The following is a 17,554-nucleotide window of genomic DNA, read 5'->3' as shown; positions in this document are numbered from 1 at the left end:
GGGAATGAGAACTCGGCATGGGAGAATGAGAACTCTTTGATCTAGAATGAGAACTTGGCGCGGGAGAATGAGAACTCTTTGAGTTGGAATGAGAACTTGGCATGGGAGAATGAGAAATCTTTGAGCTGAAATGAGAACTTGGCGCGGGAGAATGAGAACTCTTTGATCTCGAACGAGAACTTGGCGCGGGAGAATGAGAACTCCTTGATCTAGAACGAGAACTTGGCGCGGGAGAATGGGAACTCTTTGAATGGGTTTACTGAGAACCGCGAGAGTTTCTTCTATTAATAGACACAGCGGGTCGCGCTAAATGGTTTTGACAAATTAGGGTGTTGGTTTTGGGATGCGATTACGTGAAAAACGCTCCTGGGTGGGAGCGTTTCAAGGTTGTTGGATGTAATAGTCCATGACGAGTTCGTCTTCGAGGAGTTCGTCGGTTAGGGTGAAGCCGACTTTTTGGTAGAATTCGATGGCGCCGGGATTTTCAGGCCAAACGGATAGGCGGATTCGTTGGCAGTCGGGTTTGGCCGAGAGCAGATCAATGGCTGCGTGCATCGCTTGTTTGCCGTAGCCTTTGCCTTGGTATTGTTCGCCGATCATGAAGCGCGGGATCCAGTAACGGTCGTAGTCTTCATTTTCGGGTACGTCTTCGATAGCGAGCAGGCCGATGACGGTTTCGCCGTCGAGGATTGCATATGGCGTGAAGTTCGGGTCGACGTAGGCCCAGGCGATGGTGTTGACGTTTTTGGCGATGAAGTCTTTTTGTAATTCAGCTACTTCGAGTTTGACGCAGGCGCGTATATTGTCTTGGTTTACTTTTTCGAGTGTGAGGTTCATGGGTATTCCCCTTTCAAGTATTCCTGTTTTATTCTACAGGTGTCGGGAATTTCCCTTCTTTTACTGTGTGTTCAGTTCCTTCATGACCATTACAGCCTCGTCAATATGACGAACAGGTATAATTTCAATTGCTAAGTTTTCACGTTTTTTTACAGCTTCCGCTTCTACCTTATTTGCATCTGGAACAATGATATACGGAAATCCATTTTGTTCCGATATGATCATCTTCCCTGTTATTCCGCCGACTTGATCGACCCTTCCATTTGGTTCTAACGTTCCAGTGACACCGATTGGAATTTGGTTATGCAAGCTGCCTTGATGGACCATCGATGAAAGCCCCAACGCCAGACCAGCACTGTCACCAACAAGATTTTCCCGATTCAGAAATTCATTAATAACTGAAGTATCTTCACCAATAAAACCTCTTACATTCTCCCCCATTACGTGAAATTGCTCTTTTCCAAATCCCAAAAATCGTATTATTTCATTTGTTTTGCCATTGTACCTATTCCGGTTTTTAATTTTATACAGATCAAAAATTTGAATGCCTTCTTTTTCGTACATATCTCTTACCATCTCCTCCTCTTCCATGTAGTAAATATCGTTAAGTCCAATCGACAAAATATATATCCCGGAGTTTTGTATAATTTCTTCTGGTTCTCTGTACACTTCTGCAATAAACGTATTGCTCTCATACCCGAGGAGTCGAATTTCATAGCCGCAAAAGAGAGACAATAATACGAATGTCAAAATGGCAGTAAGACTCTTAAACTTATCTTTCCGGAAAATAATGAGTGGGATTGCAATAAGCACCATGAGACCTATTAATGCCCCTAGAAATATGAAACCGCTTATATAATCCAAATAATAGGCATTGCCAAGTAAGAAATAGATGGGGACTACTATGAAAATGCTATAGACAAATGCCAATAGCTTGGTTGAGCGATTTAGTGGGTTAGTCTGGTTTTTCATATCATGTTCCTTTCCTAGCAATACAGTTAAAAAGTGCTTTGGCGGGTTAAGCCAAAGCACTATGATAGAAAACGCGATATTTATCCAATCTGTGTCATAAATTGAATAAGGTTATCTGCTTGAATGGTATCAGTCGCGACTTTGTTGCGGCCGACTTTTTGACATTTTGTACATTGGTGAATCAACTGGTAGCCCTTTTTTCCGGAATAATCAAGGCCGATCGGCTTCATTAATCCCTTGCATTTACTTGCGCGGTCCCCCGGAAAATTGTCCACATGCTTTGAGTACAGGCATACGGGACAATGGTTTCGGAAGCTGCCATTTGTTAACGGTTCAATGTTTGCGCCGCAGTTTTCACATTGGAATGCGGTATTTTCTATTCTTCTTTTCATTTGCCATTCCTCCAAGATGTTATTTCATCTTTGGAGAAAAGGGTTCCGTTTGGTTTTTCCACTGAAGTAGCATCAGGCTTTTAAAGGGAATTGACCGATTCACCGTCTTGCTCTACAAAACGATTACTTCTAGTTCCTGCTTCACGAAGGCTTCTTCCATCCTTCGATCCGGACCACGATCGGGTTTATGATTTTATCCCAACCACTGTAAGGCGGATTTCCCCACCTTCCACTAGTAGGTGTTCACCTTTAATCACTGACTTTGGCATCCGTCCCCTATATGACAATGAAAGTGAATAATTTTTGTTTCAAACCATTCACTCCTACTCAATTTGTTTTCTATTCCATTATATACTATCATTTCTTTTCGTATTTTTAAACAATTGAAAAATATGGGAAGTGTGTAAGTTGGAGGTTTTCATTCAAAAAAACCGCCTGGCTCGGCGGTTATTGGGTGCAGTATTGGTAGATAGCGGCTGTGGCGAGGCAGTCGCCGATTGCGTCATGGGCATCGTGTTCGAGTTGGAGGTGCTTGGCCAGGGTACCCAGTTTGTGGTTCGGTGTTTCTGTGATCATTTTACGTGCGAGTTTGACCGTGTCGATGACAGTGTATTCGGGGATTCGGATGCCTTCAATGTTATCGAGGGCGTAGAGGAATCCCATATCGAATGGTGCGTTGTGGGCGATGATGGGCAGGTCGTCGATGAATTCGATCAGGTCGTCGATCTTGTTTTCGATTGTCGGTGCCCATTCGACCATTTCGTTCGAGATGCCGGTAAGTCGTGTGATGGTGATTGGAATGTGACGTTCTGGGTTGATGAAAGTGTTGAGGACTTCGACGCGCTCGTGGTTGATGTATTTGAGGGCTCCGATTTGGATGATGCGGTCCGCGCCAGCTCGGAAGCCGGTTGTTTCGAAGTCGAGGACGATATAATCTGTGACGTGCCTGGATGTCGTTTTGTATTTCTTTTTCCGGTTGGCTCTTCGGGCACCCCAGTTTTGGATGTCCGTTTTTGACTGCAGCAGATCGGCGGCTTTACGGTTTGGGCTCATCTTGGATGCACATCCTTTTTATCGATTGTTTCAATTCTATTACTATATTACACGTTTTTTAAAGTATTAAACTAGATATCTGTTTTAGTGTTTCAGTTATCAGTTGCAAAGTGTTTGCGAGCATGCTATTATTGCCGTACATTTTCGAACGGAGGGTTTTAAAAATGGCAACTATTCTATTCCGAATCATGATGAATGGCTAATTGAATAGCTATGGACGGCTCTGCTTATGTGGAGTGCTCGGAATGGGACTGCCTTTTTACAATTTCATACGGAATTACTAAGAGATGGGATTGCCCTCTCTTTTTATTTTTGAGTTTTGAGAAACTCCTTTCCGACTACTTTTACGTAAGAAAGCCAACAATACTGAAGTAGATGAGAGGAGTTTTTTATATGCAGGAAACTGTGAAACCGAAAAAATATGAGTATTTGGCGGATGATCCGAATGTGAAAGTCATGCCGATCATGCTGTCACTCATTATCGGTGCTTTTTTTGCGATTTTGAATGAAACATTGCTGAATATCGCGATGGTTACGTTAATGGATGAGTTTTCGATTGAATTGCCGACCGTGCAATGGATGGCGACCGGCTTCATGCTTGTGATGGCGATTGTCATTCCGATTTCCGCGTTGCTTATGCAATGGTTCACGACGAGGCAATTGTTTCTTGGAACGATGATTGTTTTCACGATTGGTACGATTGTCAGTGCCTCAGCCCCGACGTTTTCGATTTTGCTCGTCGGACGGTTAATTCAGGCGAGTGGAACGGGCTTGTTGATGCCCATCATTTTCAACGTTTTCTTATTGATTTTCCCGCCGGAACGCCGAGGAAAAGTGATGGGGTTGATTGGCCTTGTCATTATGTTTGCGCCGGCAATTGGTCCTACACTTTCCGGAATCATTGTTGAATATCTCGGTTGGCGTTATTTATTCATCGTCGTTATTCCGTTTGCACTGTTTTCAATTTTGTTTGCAGCTAAGTATTTGATTAATGTGTCAGAAGTGACGAAGCCGAAGATTGACTTCATTTCATTGGTCTTTTCAACGGTCGGTTTCGGAGGGATTGTGTATGGTTTCAGTGCGGTCGGAGAAAGTACAGATGGATTTTTAAGCGCAAATGTGTTGCCCGCAATTATTGCAGGCGTCATCGGTATTGTTTTATTTGTGCTACGGCAATTGAAGTTGGAGGAGCCGGTAATGGATTTGCGGGTATTTCGTTACCCGATGTATACGCATGCGGTCATCCTGTTTTTGATCATTATAATGGCGATGTTTGCGTCTGAGATCATTTTGCCGATCTATATGCAAGGTCCGTTGGCGTTGACTGCCGCTGCTGCCGGCTTGGTCCTGTTGCCGGGAAGCATTTTGAATGGAATTATGTCTCCGTTCATGGGACATCTTTTTGACAAATTCGGGCCGCGCGTCCTGATGATTCCGGCGACGATCGTGTTGAGCGGAACGATGTTCATGATGAGCAGATTGACGGTCGACACTCCTGTTTGGGTCGTCGTTGTCGGGTATATTTTAATCATGTTGACTGTGTCGGCGATTATGATGCCGGCGGAGACGAATGGGTTGAATCAATTGCCGAAACGGTTGTATCCTCATGGAACCGCAGTTATGTCGACGTTGCAGCCTGTTGGCGGCGCGATTGGCGTTTCGATTTTCATCAGCATTTTGAATGCAAGGCAGATGAAGGTTTTGGAAGGCTCTGCGACTCCTGAGGATCCTGGGACGATTGATCTTGCGATGGTGGCAGGCGTTGAACTCGTCTACTTTATCGCCTTTGCGATGTCGATTGTCGCGGTTATTTTAGCTTTCTTCGTATATCGTGCGAAGCCGGATGAAGAGGTGTCGGTGGAGGAGAAGGAATAGACTAGGATAGGTGCGTTTGTTGTGTTGCGGAGTGGGTTGATTGTGTTACGATTGGTGTTCGTTGTGTTGCGGTATGGGTTGATTGTATTGCGAGGGGCTTTCGTTGTGTTGCGATTGGTGTTCGTTGTGTTGCAAACCGAATTGATTGCGTTGCGAGAGGCTTTTGTTGTGTTGCGGCGGTTTCATTGTGTTGCGAACAGAATTGATTGCGTTGCGAGGGACTTTCGTTGTGTTGCGGCGGTTTCGTTGTGTTGCGAACCGCATTGATTGCGTTGCGAGGAGCTTTCGTTGTGTTGCGGCGGTTTCGTTGTGTTGCGAGCCGAATTGATTGCGTTGCGAGGGGCTTTTGTTGTGTTGCGACGGTTTCGTTGTGTTGCGAACCGAATTGATTGCGTTGCGAGGGGCTCTTTCGTTGTGTTGCGGCGGTTTCATTGTGTTGCGAACAGAATTGATTGCGTCGCGATAGCTTTTTATTGTGTTGCGCGGAGCATTGATTGTGTTGCGCCGGAACGGACATTAGTCGCGCCCAATGCTTTTGACAAATTAAGAGAAAACCAGCCTTTCCGATTACCGGAAAGGCTGGTTTTGTTTTAGATTTCGATTGCTACGAAGCTGCCGGCATTGTCTGATTTGAACTCGACTTTGCCATTTTTCGGCTTATCATTCTTAGAAACGACTTCATTTGTTAATACATTCAGGATGTTGACTTTCTTATTGCCATACACCGACATGACAATTTCAAGCTTTTTGTTGAGCGCTGTTAATTGTTGTTTTGCTTCGCCCATTCCGCTCCAGAATGTAATTGTGTACATATCGGATACGGCACCGTCAATAGTTGATGCATCATTTTTCGCCACTGAGATTGTAAGATCAGTGTGCAAATCCTTAAATGCATTTTTATGAAGCAAGAAGACTGCGCCGTCTTTTTGGATTGTGATTTCGTTTTTCGCATCAACGAGGCTGCGTAAGACAGCTGCACTGATTTCAATGTCGGCTTCCCCGTCAAATGCTGATAGGTCGACATAAAGACTTCCATTTTTGCCGCCAACGTGATCTTCTGTAACGACGTACACATTTGTTGCAGGCTCTTCAACTTCCGGCTCTTCGACAGCTGTGACTGTTACCGTGACAGTCGCTATGAATTCACCGTTTGTCACAGTGATTTCTGTTTCACCTGCGCCCGTTGCGGTAATGAAGCCGTCAGCGATAGTTGCGACGTTTTCGTTACTGGATGTGAATGTCGATGCAGCTGTGACATCCTCATCAGAAGAAGTGCCGTCCGCTTTTGTCGTTGTTTGCGTTACTGCCAATTGATCCGTTTCACCTTCAACGAGTGCAACGTGTTGTTTATTGACTGCAAACGTGATTGTATCCGGTGTTTCCGGCTCTTCTGGTTGTTCCGGTTGTTCAGGTGCGCCCATCACTTCAAGGTAGACGAGCGTGACGTCACCGTTTGGCATGACGACGCGGACTTGCGTTTTGCCTGGTGCATGTGCGGAAACGAGTCCTCTTTGGACAGTCGCAAGCGTGTTATTGACGACGTTGAATTTCGAGTCGACTGTTGCATCGCGTTGCGTCGTGTTTCCTGCTGGCGTCACGATTGTTTCAGTTACTTTCAATTGCTTTTGCTCGCCAACTGCCATCGTCATCTCGTTCATGTTGAGTTCGTAAGTGACGATGTCTTGCGGGAGTGCTTCCACTTTCACGTAGACATAGATTGTTTCTTTAAGATTGTCTTGTTTATTGCTGTCGTAGACGTTGATGCGCAATTGGGATTGGCCCGCTTTCACACCAGTGACAAGACCTTTTTTCACTGTTGCGACTGAGTTATCGATCACTTTATACTGACCAAATCCTGTTACATCCTTTTCGAAAACATCGCCTTCAGGAGTGACCGTTGTTTCCGTTACAATCACTTGCTCTTGCTGGCCGACACCAACGTTTAAATGCGTTTGGTTGACCGTGTAAGTGACGATATTTTGTGGGTTTTTCGTTACTTCCAAGTAGACGTAGATCGTTTCTTGACCATCGATCATGACGCGTACTTGTGTCTTTCCTGCTTTCTTAGCTGTGACGAGTCCTTTTTGAACTGTTGCATGCGTGTTATTGACAACATTGTAGCGAAGATGTCCAGTGACATCTTTTTCGATGACCGTGCCGTCTGGTTTCACTGTTGTTTCCGTGACGTACAGCTGCTCTTGCTGGCCTTCGCCAAGGATCATTTGTGTTTTATTGACGGAATACGTAACTGTTTCTTCACCGACCGCCTTTTCAGTTACTTCCACTGCCACTGTTTCAGTGAAGTCTTTGTATGACACTGTAACTTCAGTTTTACCGGCTGCCACTGCTGTAATGTTGCCGTCTTCGACTGTTGCGACTGCTTCATTGGCTGAAGTGAATGTTGCGTCAGCTGTGACGTCCTTCTCTTCTTTCGTGCCATCCGCTTTTGTCGTTGTTTCAGTTACAAATAGTTGTTCCTGATGACCTGCTTCAAGGGCAACTTTTGTTTTATTCACCGCGTACGTAACTTCATCTTTCACTTCTTCAGTCACTTCGATTGCGACTGTTGCAGTGAAGTCTTCGTATGTCACAGTAATTTCAGTTTCACCAACTGCTACTGCAGTGACTACTCCGTTTTCTACTGTTGCAATTTCTTCGTCAGCTGAAGTGAATGTTACGTCTGCTGTGACGTCTTTTTCTTCTGTCGTGCCGTCTTCTTTTGTTGTTGTTTCTGTTACTGTTAATTGCTCTGAAGCACCGACTTCAAGCGTAAGAGATTCGTTGCTGACAGAATACTCAACCGTCGATTCTTCTGTCAATTCAAGTGTTGTTTTTGATATGTTTTGTACGATATCCTGTGCAAAAACAGTTACTTCACTTTCCCCTTTTGCCCCTTTCAGAGCTGCGGAGAACGTACCGTCTTGCTCAAGCGTGATTTTGTTTTCCGTCGTCTCGCCATCCTCATCTTTAACTACCGCGATGACTTCGACATACGTGTTCAAGTCGTATTCTTTATTGAACTGTTCTTTGACGATCGTTTTGTAATCAATGAATTTGTCATTGATTGAACCAGTGATCTTATTGCCCTCAGCTGTGACCGTCAATTCAGGCGCAGTCGTTTTAACGAATACTGGCTGGAGCCAAGCCGAGATGACTGTACGATCTGCTGTTTGAGAATTCAATTCTAAACCATAAACGCCGTCTGATAATGTTTTCTTATCGAATGTCTGAGCATCTGTATAGACACCGTCGAACTTGCCTGTTTTACTTTTCGGTTTCGTATGATCCCAGAAGATGTCTCCGATAATACCGTTACCATATCTTCCAGCTGTCGGTCGTTGTGCATCGAATACATTGATGGCGACCGAAGTATTCGGATCAACCTTCATGTTGAATTCGAAATTCGCTACATCACGGTTTCCATCCGTATTCGGAGAAATCGCAACGTTGTCCAGGCTGAACGTCGATACAGTCGGATGATCAGCTGCAATCGGTTCGCTCGGTACTTTAGCCATCGGATCGATTTCAACAGGAGTTCCCGTTCCACCGTCGCCGACTAAGAGCTGTTCAGCTTTATTACCAGCCGCATCTTCGTATTTCACGATGACGCTTGCGTCTTTATCCAACGCACCAACGTCGAATGTGAACGATCCATCCTGTTCAAGCTTAACTGGACCGGATGCAACGACTTCATCTTTCTTCAATACTTCGTAAGTCGCTTTCAACTTCGTGTTGATGTCGTAGCCCATGCCGTAGTCGACAAGTTCTGCTTGGTATGCGATGTAAGCGTCATCGATTTGACCGGTTGCAGTAGTGCCTTCGACCGCTCCTTCGATTGTGCCCGCTTCAGATTTAACTACGATTGGACCGACATAGTCGCCGATGACTGGCGGGTTGCCGGATACTGTTTGTGCTGTGTAGTCGATTGTGTAAAGACCGTCCGGAATCGTTGCAGAGCCGGTACCATCCCACGGTGTATAGTTACCTTTGATCGCTAACTGGTAAGAGCCTGCACCGAGTGCACTTCCCGCGTGAAGGTAGCCGATGTAGCCGTCATCGTAGACGCCGCCTTCAGGGTCCATGATGTCCCAAAGTTCTAGGAAGTTCGTCGTAACGTCGCCCGTGATTGTGAAGTAAAGCATTGCTTCGTCTTTCACGCCGTCGCCGTTGAAGCTCAGGTCAGTTTCTGTAATTTCCATGTCTTGCAGTTCAACTGCTGCTTCTCCGCCGAAATCAGCTGCGAAAGGCAATGATGCAGTCGTGCTGCCACCTGTAATGTGAATGTATCCAAGAAGTTCAGATCCAGGTGCCGGGTTTGCATTTGCGGAAGCTGTCAATGTGACGTTGAGCAGCTGCTCGCCTGAAACTGTGAATGTCGGCTTGTCGATTGTGACAGTTGCATCCGCGAAGCTTTTCGTCACTTCAACTGTTGCGTTATATGTGCCACCGTTGCCGTTTTCGTTCTTAACGAGAATTTGCTTTGTTACTTCAACATTGTTCGTCAAGTCCTGCGGGCCGAATGTAACGGTCCCTTTCTTGTTTTCAACAGTTTCACCGTCATTGTTTGCGGTGTCGATTGCGTATGCTAGAATTTCCGGGTGCGCTGCTGCGTATGCTTGTACGCGGCCGGCTCCTTGTGCGAATACGTCGTACTTGCTTGTGTCGAGGACTTTAGCTGTGTTGGAAAGCGCGACTTTGACGTCGAAGGCATCCCAATTCGGATTCGCTTGCTTTACTAGCGCCGCGATTCCCGCAATATGTGGTGTGGCCATGGAAGTTCCTGTTTTACGCGCGTAAGCTTGTTCGTAGGTGGCTTCCGGGAAATCTGCTTTGTACATCGGGATTGTTGACATGATGTTCGTGCCCGGTGCTGCGACGTCAGGTTTGATGTCGAAGTTCGGTGTGGACGGTCCGCGTGAGCTGGAGTCGTTCACTTCGTCGCCAGTCGTATAGATTAGGTTCGCTACATCGAATACGATTTTTCCGACTCCGTTATCCAACCCATCCTTGATGGCCTTTCCATCATTGTATGACATGTTGAATGAAGGGATCTCAACATCGAAAGCAGCTCCACTGCCGACGTTGGACATAGGATTATCATTTCCGTCTGCATGATCTTTTGAATTGTAGATAATGATCGCTTTAGCGCCTTTTTCCGTTGCAAATTGGATTTTTTCCGTGAATGCGATCTCTCCACGGGATACATGGACAACTTTTCCTGTGACGTCTAACTGATCATAATCGGATTCTTGACCGAAGCCAGGAATTGCGATGATATCCAACTCACCAGCCAATTCTTCTTTAAGGTTTTTTCCATATGGTGTGAAGAAGAATTTCACGTTGTTGGATAGGTTGAATCCTCCGTTTGTCACTTCCGCTTTGACAGCAGATAGTTCCGGGTTCGTCGTGTTGCCGACTGCGATGCCGAGGCGGGCTGTTGCTGGCGTGCCCATCGTTCCGCGGTTCGGCCCGGAGTTTCCTGTTGCGACAACAGAAATTGTGCCAGCGAGCATGGCGTTGTTGATAGCGAATGAGCCAGCGTCTGTTTCAGTGTTGGCGCCGCCGCCTAGTGACAGGTTGATGACGTGCATTTCTTCTTGGACTGCTGTGTCGATCGCGGCGATGATGCCTGACGTGGATCCGCTGCCGTATGCGCCAAGTACGCGGTATGCGTAAAGGTCAACTTTCGGTGCGATTCCTTTAATGCCGTATTCATTGTTGCCGATTGCAGCGATTGTTCCCGCAACGTGTGTGCCGTGGGAAGTGTAGAAAGCGCTTCCTCTGTCATTGAATTCAGGTCTGTGCGACGGGCGTTCTACAGGTGATGTTTCGGAAGCGTCGTCGTCAGCGCGCGGGCGTGCATAGTCGTTGCCTGTGTGCGGGACGAAGTTTTTGCCGCCTTTGTAGATGCCTTTGAAATCAGGGTGATCGGCGTCGATGCCTGTGTCGAGGACGGCGACTTTGATGCCTTGTCCTTCGTAACCTTCATTCCATAGTGCTTCGATTCCGAGGAATCCGATGCTTGTGTCCATTTGAGCGTCAACTTGTCCAGCTTTAGCTTTCTCTTCAAGTTTTGATTCGGATGGTGCTGGTTTTTTGAGGCCTTTTGAAGAGTTGAGTTCTTTGGATTTGTCGAGTGCGGATGCGTAAACGATTGTATCCGGCTCAACGAGTGTGACGCCTTTCACTTCGAGTAGTTTCTCGAGGTCGTCAGCTTTTACAGTTCCTGACATTCCGTTCAGGACGGTGTCATATGTGAAGCCTTCTGTGAATTGAATGCCTTTAATGACCATTTCCTTTTTCGCCATATTTTGTTGGTTGCGCACTTTTTGTTTTACTTGTTGCGCTTCAGTAGCGGAAAGGGATTTGCCTTTTTGTTTGTTGATACCTGTTTGGAGTCCGACTGATTTCTCGGATAAATGAATGATGACAGGCACCAGTTGGTTCCCTTTAACGTTTTGGAGTTGTTCATGCAGTTTTGCATCGCCACTGAGTAGGTCGAGCTGTTCAGCGATGGCTGCTTTTTGCTCCAAGGTGCTTTCATCTGAGAGTTTCTCTTTGAAAGCTTTCGTTTGTTTTTCGGTTGCTGCTTCTGCCGCATCGGCCGGATCCGTGTTTGCGGAAACCGTGTACGGCGTAAGCATGGATAGCACTAAGACGAACGCAAGGAACGTGCTTAGCAGCTTTGCAAAAGAATGATTCTTCAAAATACCTATTCCCCCTTGTAGTTTGGTAGATTCGTGCCAATACAAGATAGCATAGGGAAACTAGTTTGAAAATAGCGATTCTTGTTGATATGCGGTATATTTCAGAAAAATCGTTCAAAGGTAGGTACGTTGTTAGTTCGGAGGGATTATGGATAATCGTGGAATTATGAGAATGTAGCTAAGTTGCTAAATTGGGGATTTTGGTAGGGGGTGCCACGGTGTTTTCAAACTTTTTTTTGGGTGGCAGGCACCTCCAAAAGAAGGACCAACCTTCGCGATGATGCGGATAGGTTGGTCCTTCTCTTTTAGTTTTAGATTTGGATTGCTGTGAAGCCAACGTTTGTGTCCAGAATGATGATTTCATCCGTGGAATCAATATCTGTGAGTGTGGATGGATCTTCAGCTCCGTTTTGCCCTGTTACTTCAAGATAGACGAACGTATTGACTCCGTCCGGCAAGGTTACATTGACTTGCGTTTTGCCCGGCTTATGTGCCGAGACAAGACCTTTTGAAACGGTCGCGATTGTGTTATTGACGACTTTGAATTTCGCGTTTACCGTTACATCGCGTTGTGTCATTACCCCTGCAGGTGTGACGGTTGTTTCTGTCACTTTCAATTGCTTTTGTTCGCCGACTTCCATTTTCATGTTAGTCCGGTTAAGTTCATATGTGACTTTGTCCGGCTGAGGTTCCATAACAGTGATGTAGGCATAAATTGTTTCTTTAAGCTCACCGCTGTTTTGATCTTTCACCTCAATACGCAATTGTGATTTGCCGGCTTTCAAACCTGTCACAAGGCCTTTTTTCACTGTGGCAACTGAATTGTCAATCACCTTATAGGATAAGTCTCCTGTAACGTCCCGTTGGGAAACCACATTGCCGTCAGCTGTTACGATTGTTTCCGTTACATATAGCTGTTCCTGTTGACCGACGTTAATATACACGTCCGAAAGATTGATGGAGTAGGTTGTCGTGTATTGCGGTTTTTGTGTAACCGTCAAATAAACGATAATCGTTTCATGTCCGTCAATCAGGACACGCACTTGTGTCATGCCCGCTTCTATTGCTGTAACGAGACCTTTCTGGACAGTTGCGTAATTGTTGTTCATAACATTGTATCGAAGGCTTCCTGTAACATCTCTTTCGATGATACTGCCATCAGGTTTCAAAGTTGTTTCCGTGACATACAGTTGCTCTTGTTCGCCTACGCCAAGAGTCATCTGTGTTTTATTCACTGAGTATTTGACGATATCGACAGCTTTTTCTGTTACTTGAACTGTTACTAACGTCTTGAATTCGTTATGCGTGACCGTGATAGTCGTCTTGCCTGGTGCCACTGCTGTGACGAGACCTTTTTTAAGGGTTACAACAGCTTTGTTCGCCGGAACGAATTTCGCGTCGGCTGTGACATTCTTCTCAACTATCGAGCCATCCGCTTTTTTCGTCGTTTCTGTTAAGATAAGTTGCTCTTGCTGACCTTCTTCAAGCGTAAGAGCCGTTTTATTCACAGAATAAGTGACGATGTCTTTTTCTTTATCGGTTACTTCAACCGCTACTGTCGCTGTGAAGTCTTTGTGAGTAACTGTGATATCAGTCTTGCCTGCTCCTTTTGCTGTGACAAGGCCTTTATTAAGAGTTACGACAGCTTTGTTTGCAGGGACGAATTTCGCGTTTGCCGTGACGTCTTTCTCAACTATCGAACCGTCCGCTTTTTTCGTCGTTTCTGTTACTGTCAGCTGTTCTTTTTGACCTACTTCAAGCGTGAGGTTTGTTTTATTCACAGAATACGTGACCACGTCTACCGCTTTTTCGGTTACTTCGACCGCGACTGTCGCTGTGAAGTCTTTTAGAGTCACAGTAATGTCTGTCTTCCCTGGACCTACCGCTGTGACAAGACCTTTATGGACAGTTGCGACCGCTTTATCGCCCGATTTGAATGTAGCGTTAGACGTGACGTCCTTCTCTACAATCGAACCGTCAGCTTTTGTCGTTGTTTCTGTTACTGTCAGCTGTTCCTTTTTCCCTGCTTCAAGAGTGATTTTCGACTTGTTTACAGAATAGGAGACTGTATCAACCGCTTTTTCAGCAACTTCTACCGCCACCGTTGTCGTGAAGTTCTTGTAAGTGACTGTGATGTTCGTTTTGCCTGCGCCCACCGCTTTGACGAGACCATTTTTGACAGTTGCAACTGCTTCGTTTGCAGAAGTGAATGTTGCGCGATCTGTAACATCATTCTCTGTTGTTGGCGTTGTTTCTGTTACTGTCAATTGCTTGGACTCGCCGATTTCAAGTGCAAGCGATGTGTAATTGATTTTATATGAAATCTCTTCTTCCACTTCGTCGCCGGCTTTGTAGATGACCGCTTCAGCTTTATTGCCTGCTGCGTCTTCATACTTCACCTTGACCGAGTTGTCTTTTTTATTCAACTGTGGAAGATCGAATGAGAATTTACCGTCCTGTGCCAACTTGACTGGGCCGGATGCGATGACTTCCCCTTCTTTTATCACTTCGTAGGTCGCTTTAAGCTTCGTATTAATGTCGTAGCCCATGCCGTAGTTGACAAGTTCTGCTTGGTAAGCGATGTATGCGTCATCGATTTGACCGTTTGCAGTTGTGCCTTCGACCGTTCCCTCGATAGTGCCCGCTTCAGATTTAACTACGATTGGACCGACATAATCACCGATTACTGGCGGGTTGCCGGATACTGTTTGTGCTGTGTAATCAATTGTGTAAAGACCGTCCGGAATCGTTGCAGAGCCGGTGCCGTCCCACGGTGTGTAATTTCCTTTAATCGCTAACTGGTAAGAGCCTGCACCGAGTGCATTGCCCGCGTGAAGGTAGCCGATGTAGCCGTCATCGTAGACGCCGCCTTCAGGATCCATGATGTCCCACAATTCAAGGAAGTTCGTCGAAACGTCGCCCGTGATTGTGAAGTAAAGCATCGCTTCGTCTTTCACGCCGTCGCCGTTGAAGCTAAGATCAGTTTCTGTGATTTCCATGTCTTTAATTTCAACTGCGGCTTCTCCGCCGAAATCGGCTGCGAATGGCAAGGAGACTTCTGTATCGCCGCCTTTGATGTTGATATATCCGAGGATTTCATCGCCGGCTTTTACGTTCGCATTTTTTGGAGCTTTCAAAGTGACGTTGAGCAGCTGCTCGCCTGATAATGTGAAACTTGGTTTGTCAATTGTGACAGTTGCGCCTGCGAACGCTTTCGTCAATTGGACAGTAGCGTTATAGTTGCCGCCTTTACCATTAGCATTTTTGACAAGAATTTGCTTTGTCACTTCGACGTCGCCCATCTTGAGATCATGAGGACCGAATGTGACTGTCCCTTTCTTGTTTTCGACAGTTTCACCGTCATTGTTTGCGATGTCGATTGCGTATGCAAGGATTTCCGGGTGCGCTGCTGCGTATGCCTGTACGCGACCGGCTCCTTGTGCGAATACGTCGTACTTGCCTGTGTCAAGGACTTTAGCTGTGTTGGAAAGCGCGACTTTGACATCGAATGCATCCCAACTCGGATTCGCTTGTTTCACTAATGCCGCGATTCCCGCAATATGTGGTGTGGCCATGGAAGTTCCTGTTTTACGCGTGAAGGCCTTTTCATAGGTCGCTTCCGGGAAATCTGCTTTGTACATCGGGATTGTGGACATGATGTTCGTTCCCGGTGCTGAGACGTCAGGCTTGATGTCGAAGTTTGGTGTGGACGGTCCGCGTGAGCTGGAGTCGTTCACTTCGTCGCCTGTTGTCATTGTCTTACTGAAGTTGCCGAAAGAAATTGTGCCTTCCGCTTGTTTGAGTGCTGCACGGATTGCGTCGCCGTCCGTTTGGGACATATCGAATGTCGGGATGAATTCGAAGTCGTCGCCAAGGAATGTACCGGATACGCCTGGTGCGCCTGTTCCGCCAGCAAAGTTGTGGACGATGATGGCGATGGCGCCTTCGCCTTTCGCTGCTGCGATTTTATCGACGAATGCGATATCCCCTCGAGAGACGAGTGCGACTTTGCCGTCTACGTCAAGTCCTGCGTAGTCAGACGGTTGTCCGATGCCAGGGACTGCGACGATGCTGTATTCGCCGTTCAGTTGAGTGGCGAGGTCTTGTCCGTAAGTTGTACCCATTAGGTTAAGTGTTTTGGATAGGTTGTAGCTGCCGGAGATAATGTTTACTTCACCGGAGTAGTTCGCTTCAGGGTTTGTCGTGTTACCGACTGCGATGCCGAGACGGGCTGTGCCTGGTGTGCCCATCGTGCCACGGTTCGGTCCGGAGTTCCCAGTAGCAATGACTGAAATTGTGCCTGCGAGCATGGCGTTGTTGATGGCGAACGAGCCAGCATCTGTTTCAGTGTTGGCGCCACCGCCTAGTGACAGGTTGATGACGTGCATTTCTTCGATAACTGCTGTGTCGATTGCTTTAATGATGCCTGATGTGGCACCGCTGCCATATGCGCCGAGTACACGGTATGCGTAAAGGTCGACTTTCGGCGCGATTCCTTTAATGCCGAATTCGTTGTTGCCGATTGCGGCAATTGTCCCCGCGACGTGTGTACCGTGGGATGTGTAGAATGAGCTTCCACGATCGTTGAATTCCGGTGTGCCTGCCGGGCGTTCTACAGGTGACGTTTCGGATGCGTCGTCATCTGCGCGCGGACGTGTGTAAGTGCCGCTATTCGGAATGAAGTTCTTTCCGCCTTTGTAGATCCCTTGGAAGTCTGGATGATCGGCGTCGATGCCTGTGTCGAGAACAGCGACTTTGATGCCTTGTCCTTCATAACCTTCATTCCAAAGTGCTTTGATGCCGAGGAAACCAATGCTTGTATCCATTTGAGCATCGACTTGTCCGGCTTTGCCCTTCTCTTCAAGTTTCGAATCGGATGGGGCTGGTTTTTTAAGTCCTTTTGAAGAATTAAGTTCTTTCGATTTGCCTAGCTCCGATGCGTGCAGGATGGTGTCAGGTTCGACAAGCGTGACTCCTTTCACGTCTAGGAGTTTTGGCAGATCGTCTGCTCTGACTGTACCTGACATACCGTTTAGGACAGTGTCATAAGTGAAGCCTTCTGTGAATTGGATGCCTTTGACAACCATTTCCTTTTTCACATTGATTTGTTGGTTCCGTACTTTTTGCTTCACTTGTTGCGCTTCGTTTTTGGAGAGTGTTCGTCCTGATAATCTGTTAAGACCCGTTTGGAGCCCTACTGATTTTTCGGATAGATGGATGATGACTGGAACTTGCTGGTTCCCTTTGATGTTTTGAAGTTGTTCATGCAGTTTCGCTTCTCCGCCGAGCAGGTCGAGCTGTTCAGCGACAGCCGCTTTTTGCTGCATGACTTTTTCATCTGAGAGGTCTTCTTTGAAGGTTTTTGTTGCGTTTGTTGCAGATGTTTCAGCTGCGCCAGTCGGGTCCGAGTTTGCGGAAACCGTGTACGGCGTAAGCATGGAAAGCACTAAGACGAACGCAAGGAACGTACTTAGCAGCTTTGCAAAAGAATGTTTCTTCAAAATACCTATTCCCCCTTTAAGATTGGTAGATTGGTGCCAATACAAGATATCACAGGGGAAGAACATTGAGAATAGCGCTTTTTGTCGAAATAAAGATTATTCAGAAAGATTATCCGAAGGTGGTATAAACCCTTATTTCTTGCGGTACGAACGTATAATAGGCCCCCCACTGATGAACCAGAAAGGAATGCTTCTGAAGTATTTTCTTTTTTATGGT

Annotated in this window: 7 protein-coding genes; 1 reads left to right on the top strand and 6 read right to left on the bottom strand. The window is 46.4% G+C overall.

Translation table 11 applies throughout. The features are described from left to right. Positions 1-381 precede the first annotated feature (381 nt). From SLU01_RS00415 to SLU01_RS00400, 4 genes are all read right to left on the bottom strand, one after another. Complete coding sequence (locus tag SLU01_RS00415) at positions 382-837, bottom strand: GNAT family N-acetyltransferase (protein ID WP_147054173.1); 456 nt, start codon at positions 835-837, stop codon at positions 382-384. 60 nt (positions 838-897) lie between these two features. Next, a complete protein-coding gene (locus tag SLU01_RS00410) occupies positions 898-1,809 on the bottom strand; it encodes a S16 family serine protease (RefSeq protein ID WP_147054171.1) in 912 nt (303 codons plus the stop codon). Between the two features lie 80 nt (positions 1,810-1,889). After that, positions 1,890-2,201 carry an RNHCP domain-containing protein gene (locus tag SLU01_RS00405; protein ID WP_147054169.1) on the bottom strand — a complete coding sequence of 104 codons (312 nt, stop codon included), beginning with the start codon at positions 2,199-2,201 and terminating at the stop codon, positions 1,890-1,892. 447 nt (positions 2,202-2,648) lie between these two features. Further along, a complete protein-coding gene (locus SLU01_RS00400; protein WP_147054167.1) occupies positions 2,649-3,254 on the bottom strand; it encodes a 3'-5' exonuclease in 606 nt (201 codons plus the stop codon). A gap of 393 nt (positions 3,255-3,647) precedes the next feature. Between SLU01_RS00400 and SLU01_RS00395 the strand changes: the two genes are divergently transcribed. Then, a complete protein-coding gene (locus SLU01_RS00395) occupies positions 3,648-5,129 on the top strand; it encodes a DHA2 family efflux MFS transporter permease subunit (protein WP_147054165.1) in 1,482 nt (493 codons plus the stop codon). A gap of 590 nt (positions 5,130-5,719) precedes the next feature. Here SLU01_RS00395 and SLU01_RS00390 read toward each other — a convergent pair. Together SLU01_RS00390 and SLU01_RS00385 are read right to left on the bottom strand one after the other, a co-directional pair. After that, the gene (locus tag SLU01_RS00390) at positions 5,720-11,836 is read right to left on the bottom strand and encodes a S8 family serine peptidase (protein WP_147054163.1); all 6,117 of its coding nucleotides are present in this window, start codon (positions 11,834-11,836) and stop codon (positions 5,720-5,722) included. A 311-nt stretch (positions 11,837-12,147) separates the two neighbouring features. Then, a complete protein-coding gene (locus SLU01_RS00385; RefSeq protein ID WP_147054161.1) occupies positions 12,148-17,337 on the bottom strand; it encodes a S8 family serine peptidase in 5,190 nt (1,729 codons plus the stop codon). Between the last annotated feature and the right edge of the window lie 217 nt (positions 17,338-17,554).

This window comes from Sporosarcina luteola (genome assembly GCF_007991495.1).
GTDB classification, from domain to species: domain Bacteria; phylum Bacillota; class Bacilli; order Bacillales_A; family Planococcaceae; genus Sporosarcina; species Sporosarcina luteola.
The sequence above is the reverse complement of the archived record's forward strand: the minus strand, read 5'-3'. Positions and strand labels throughout refer to the sequence as shown.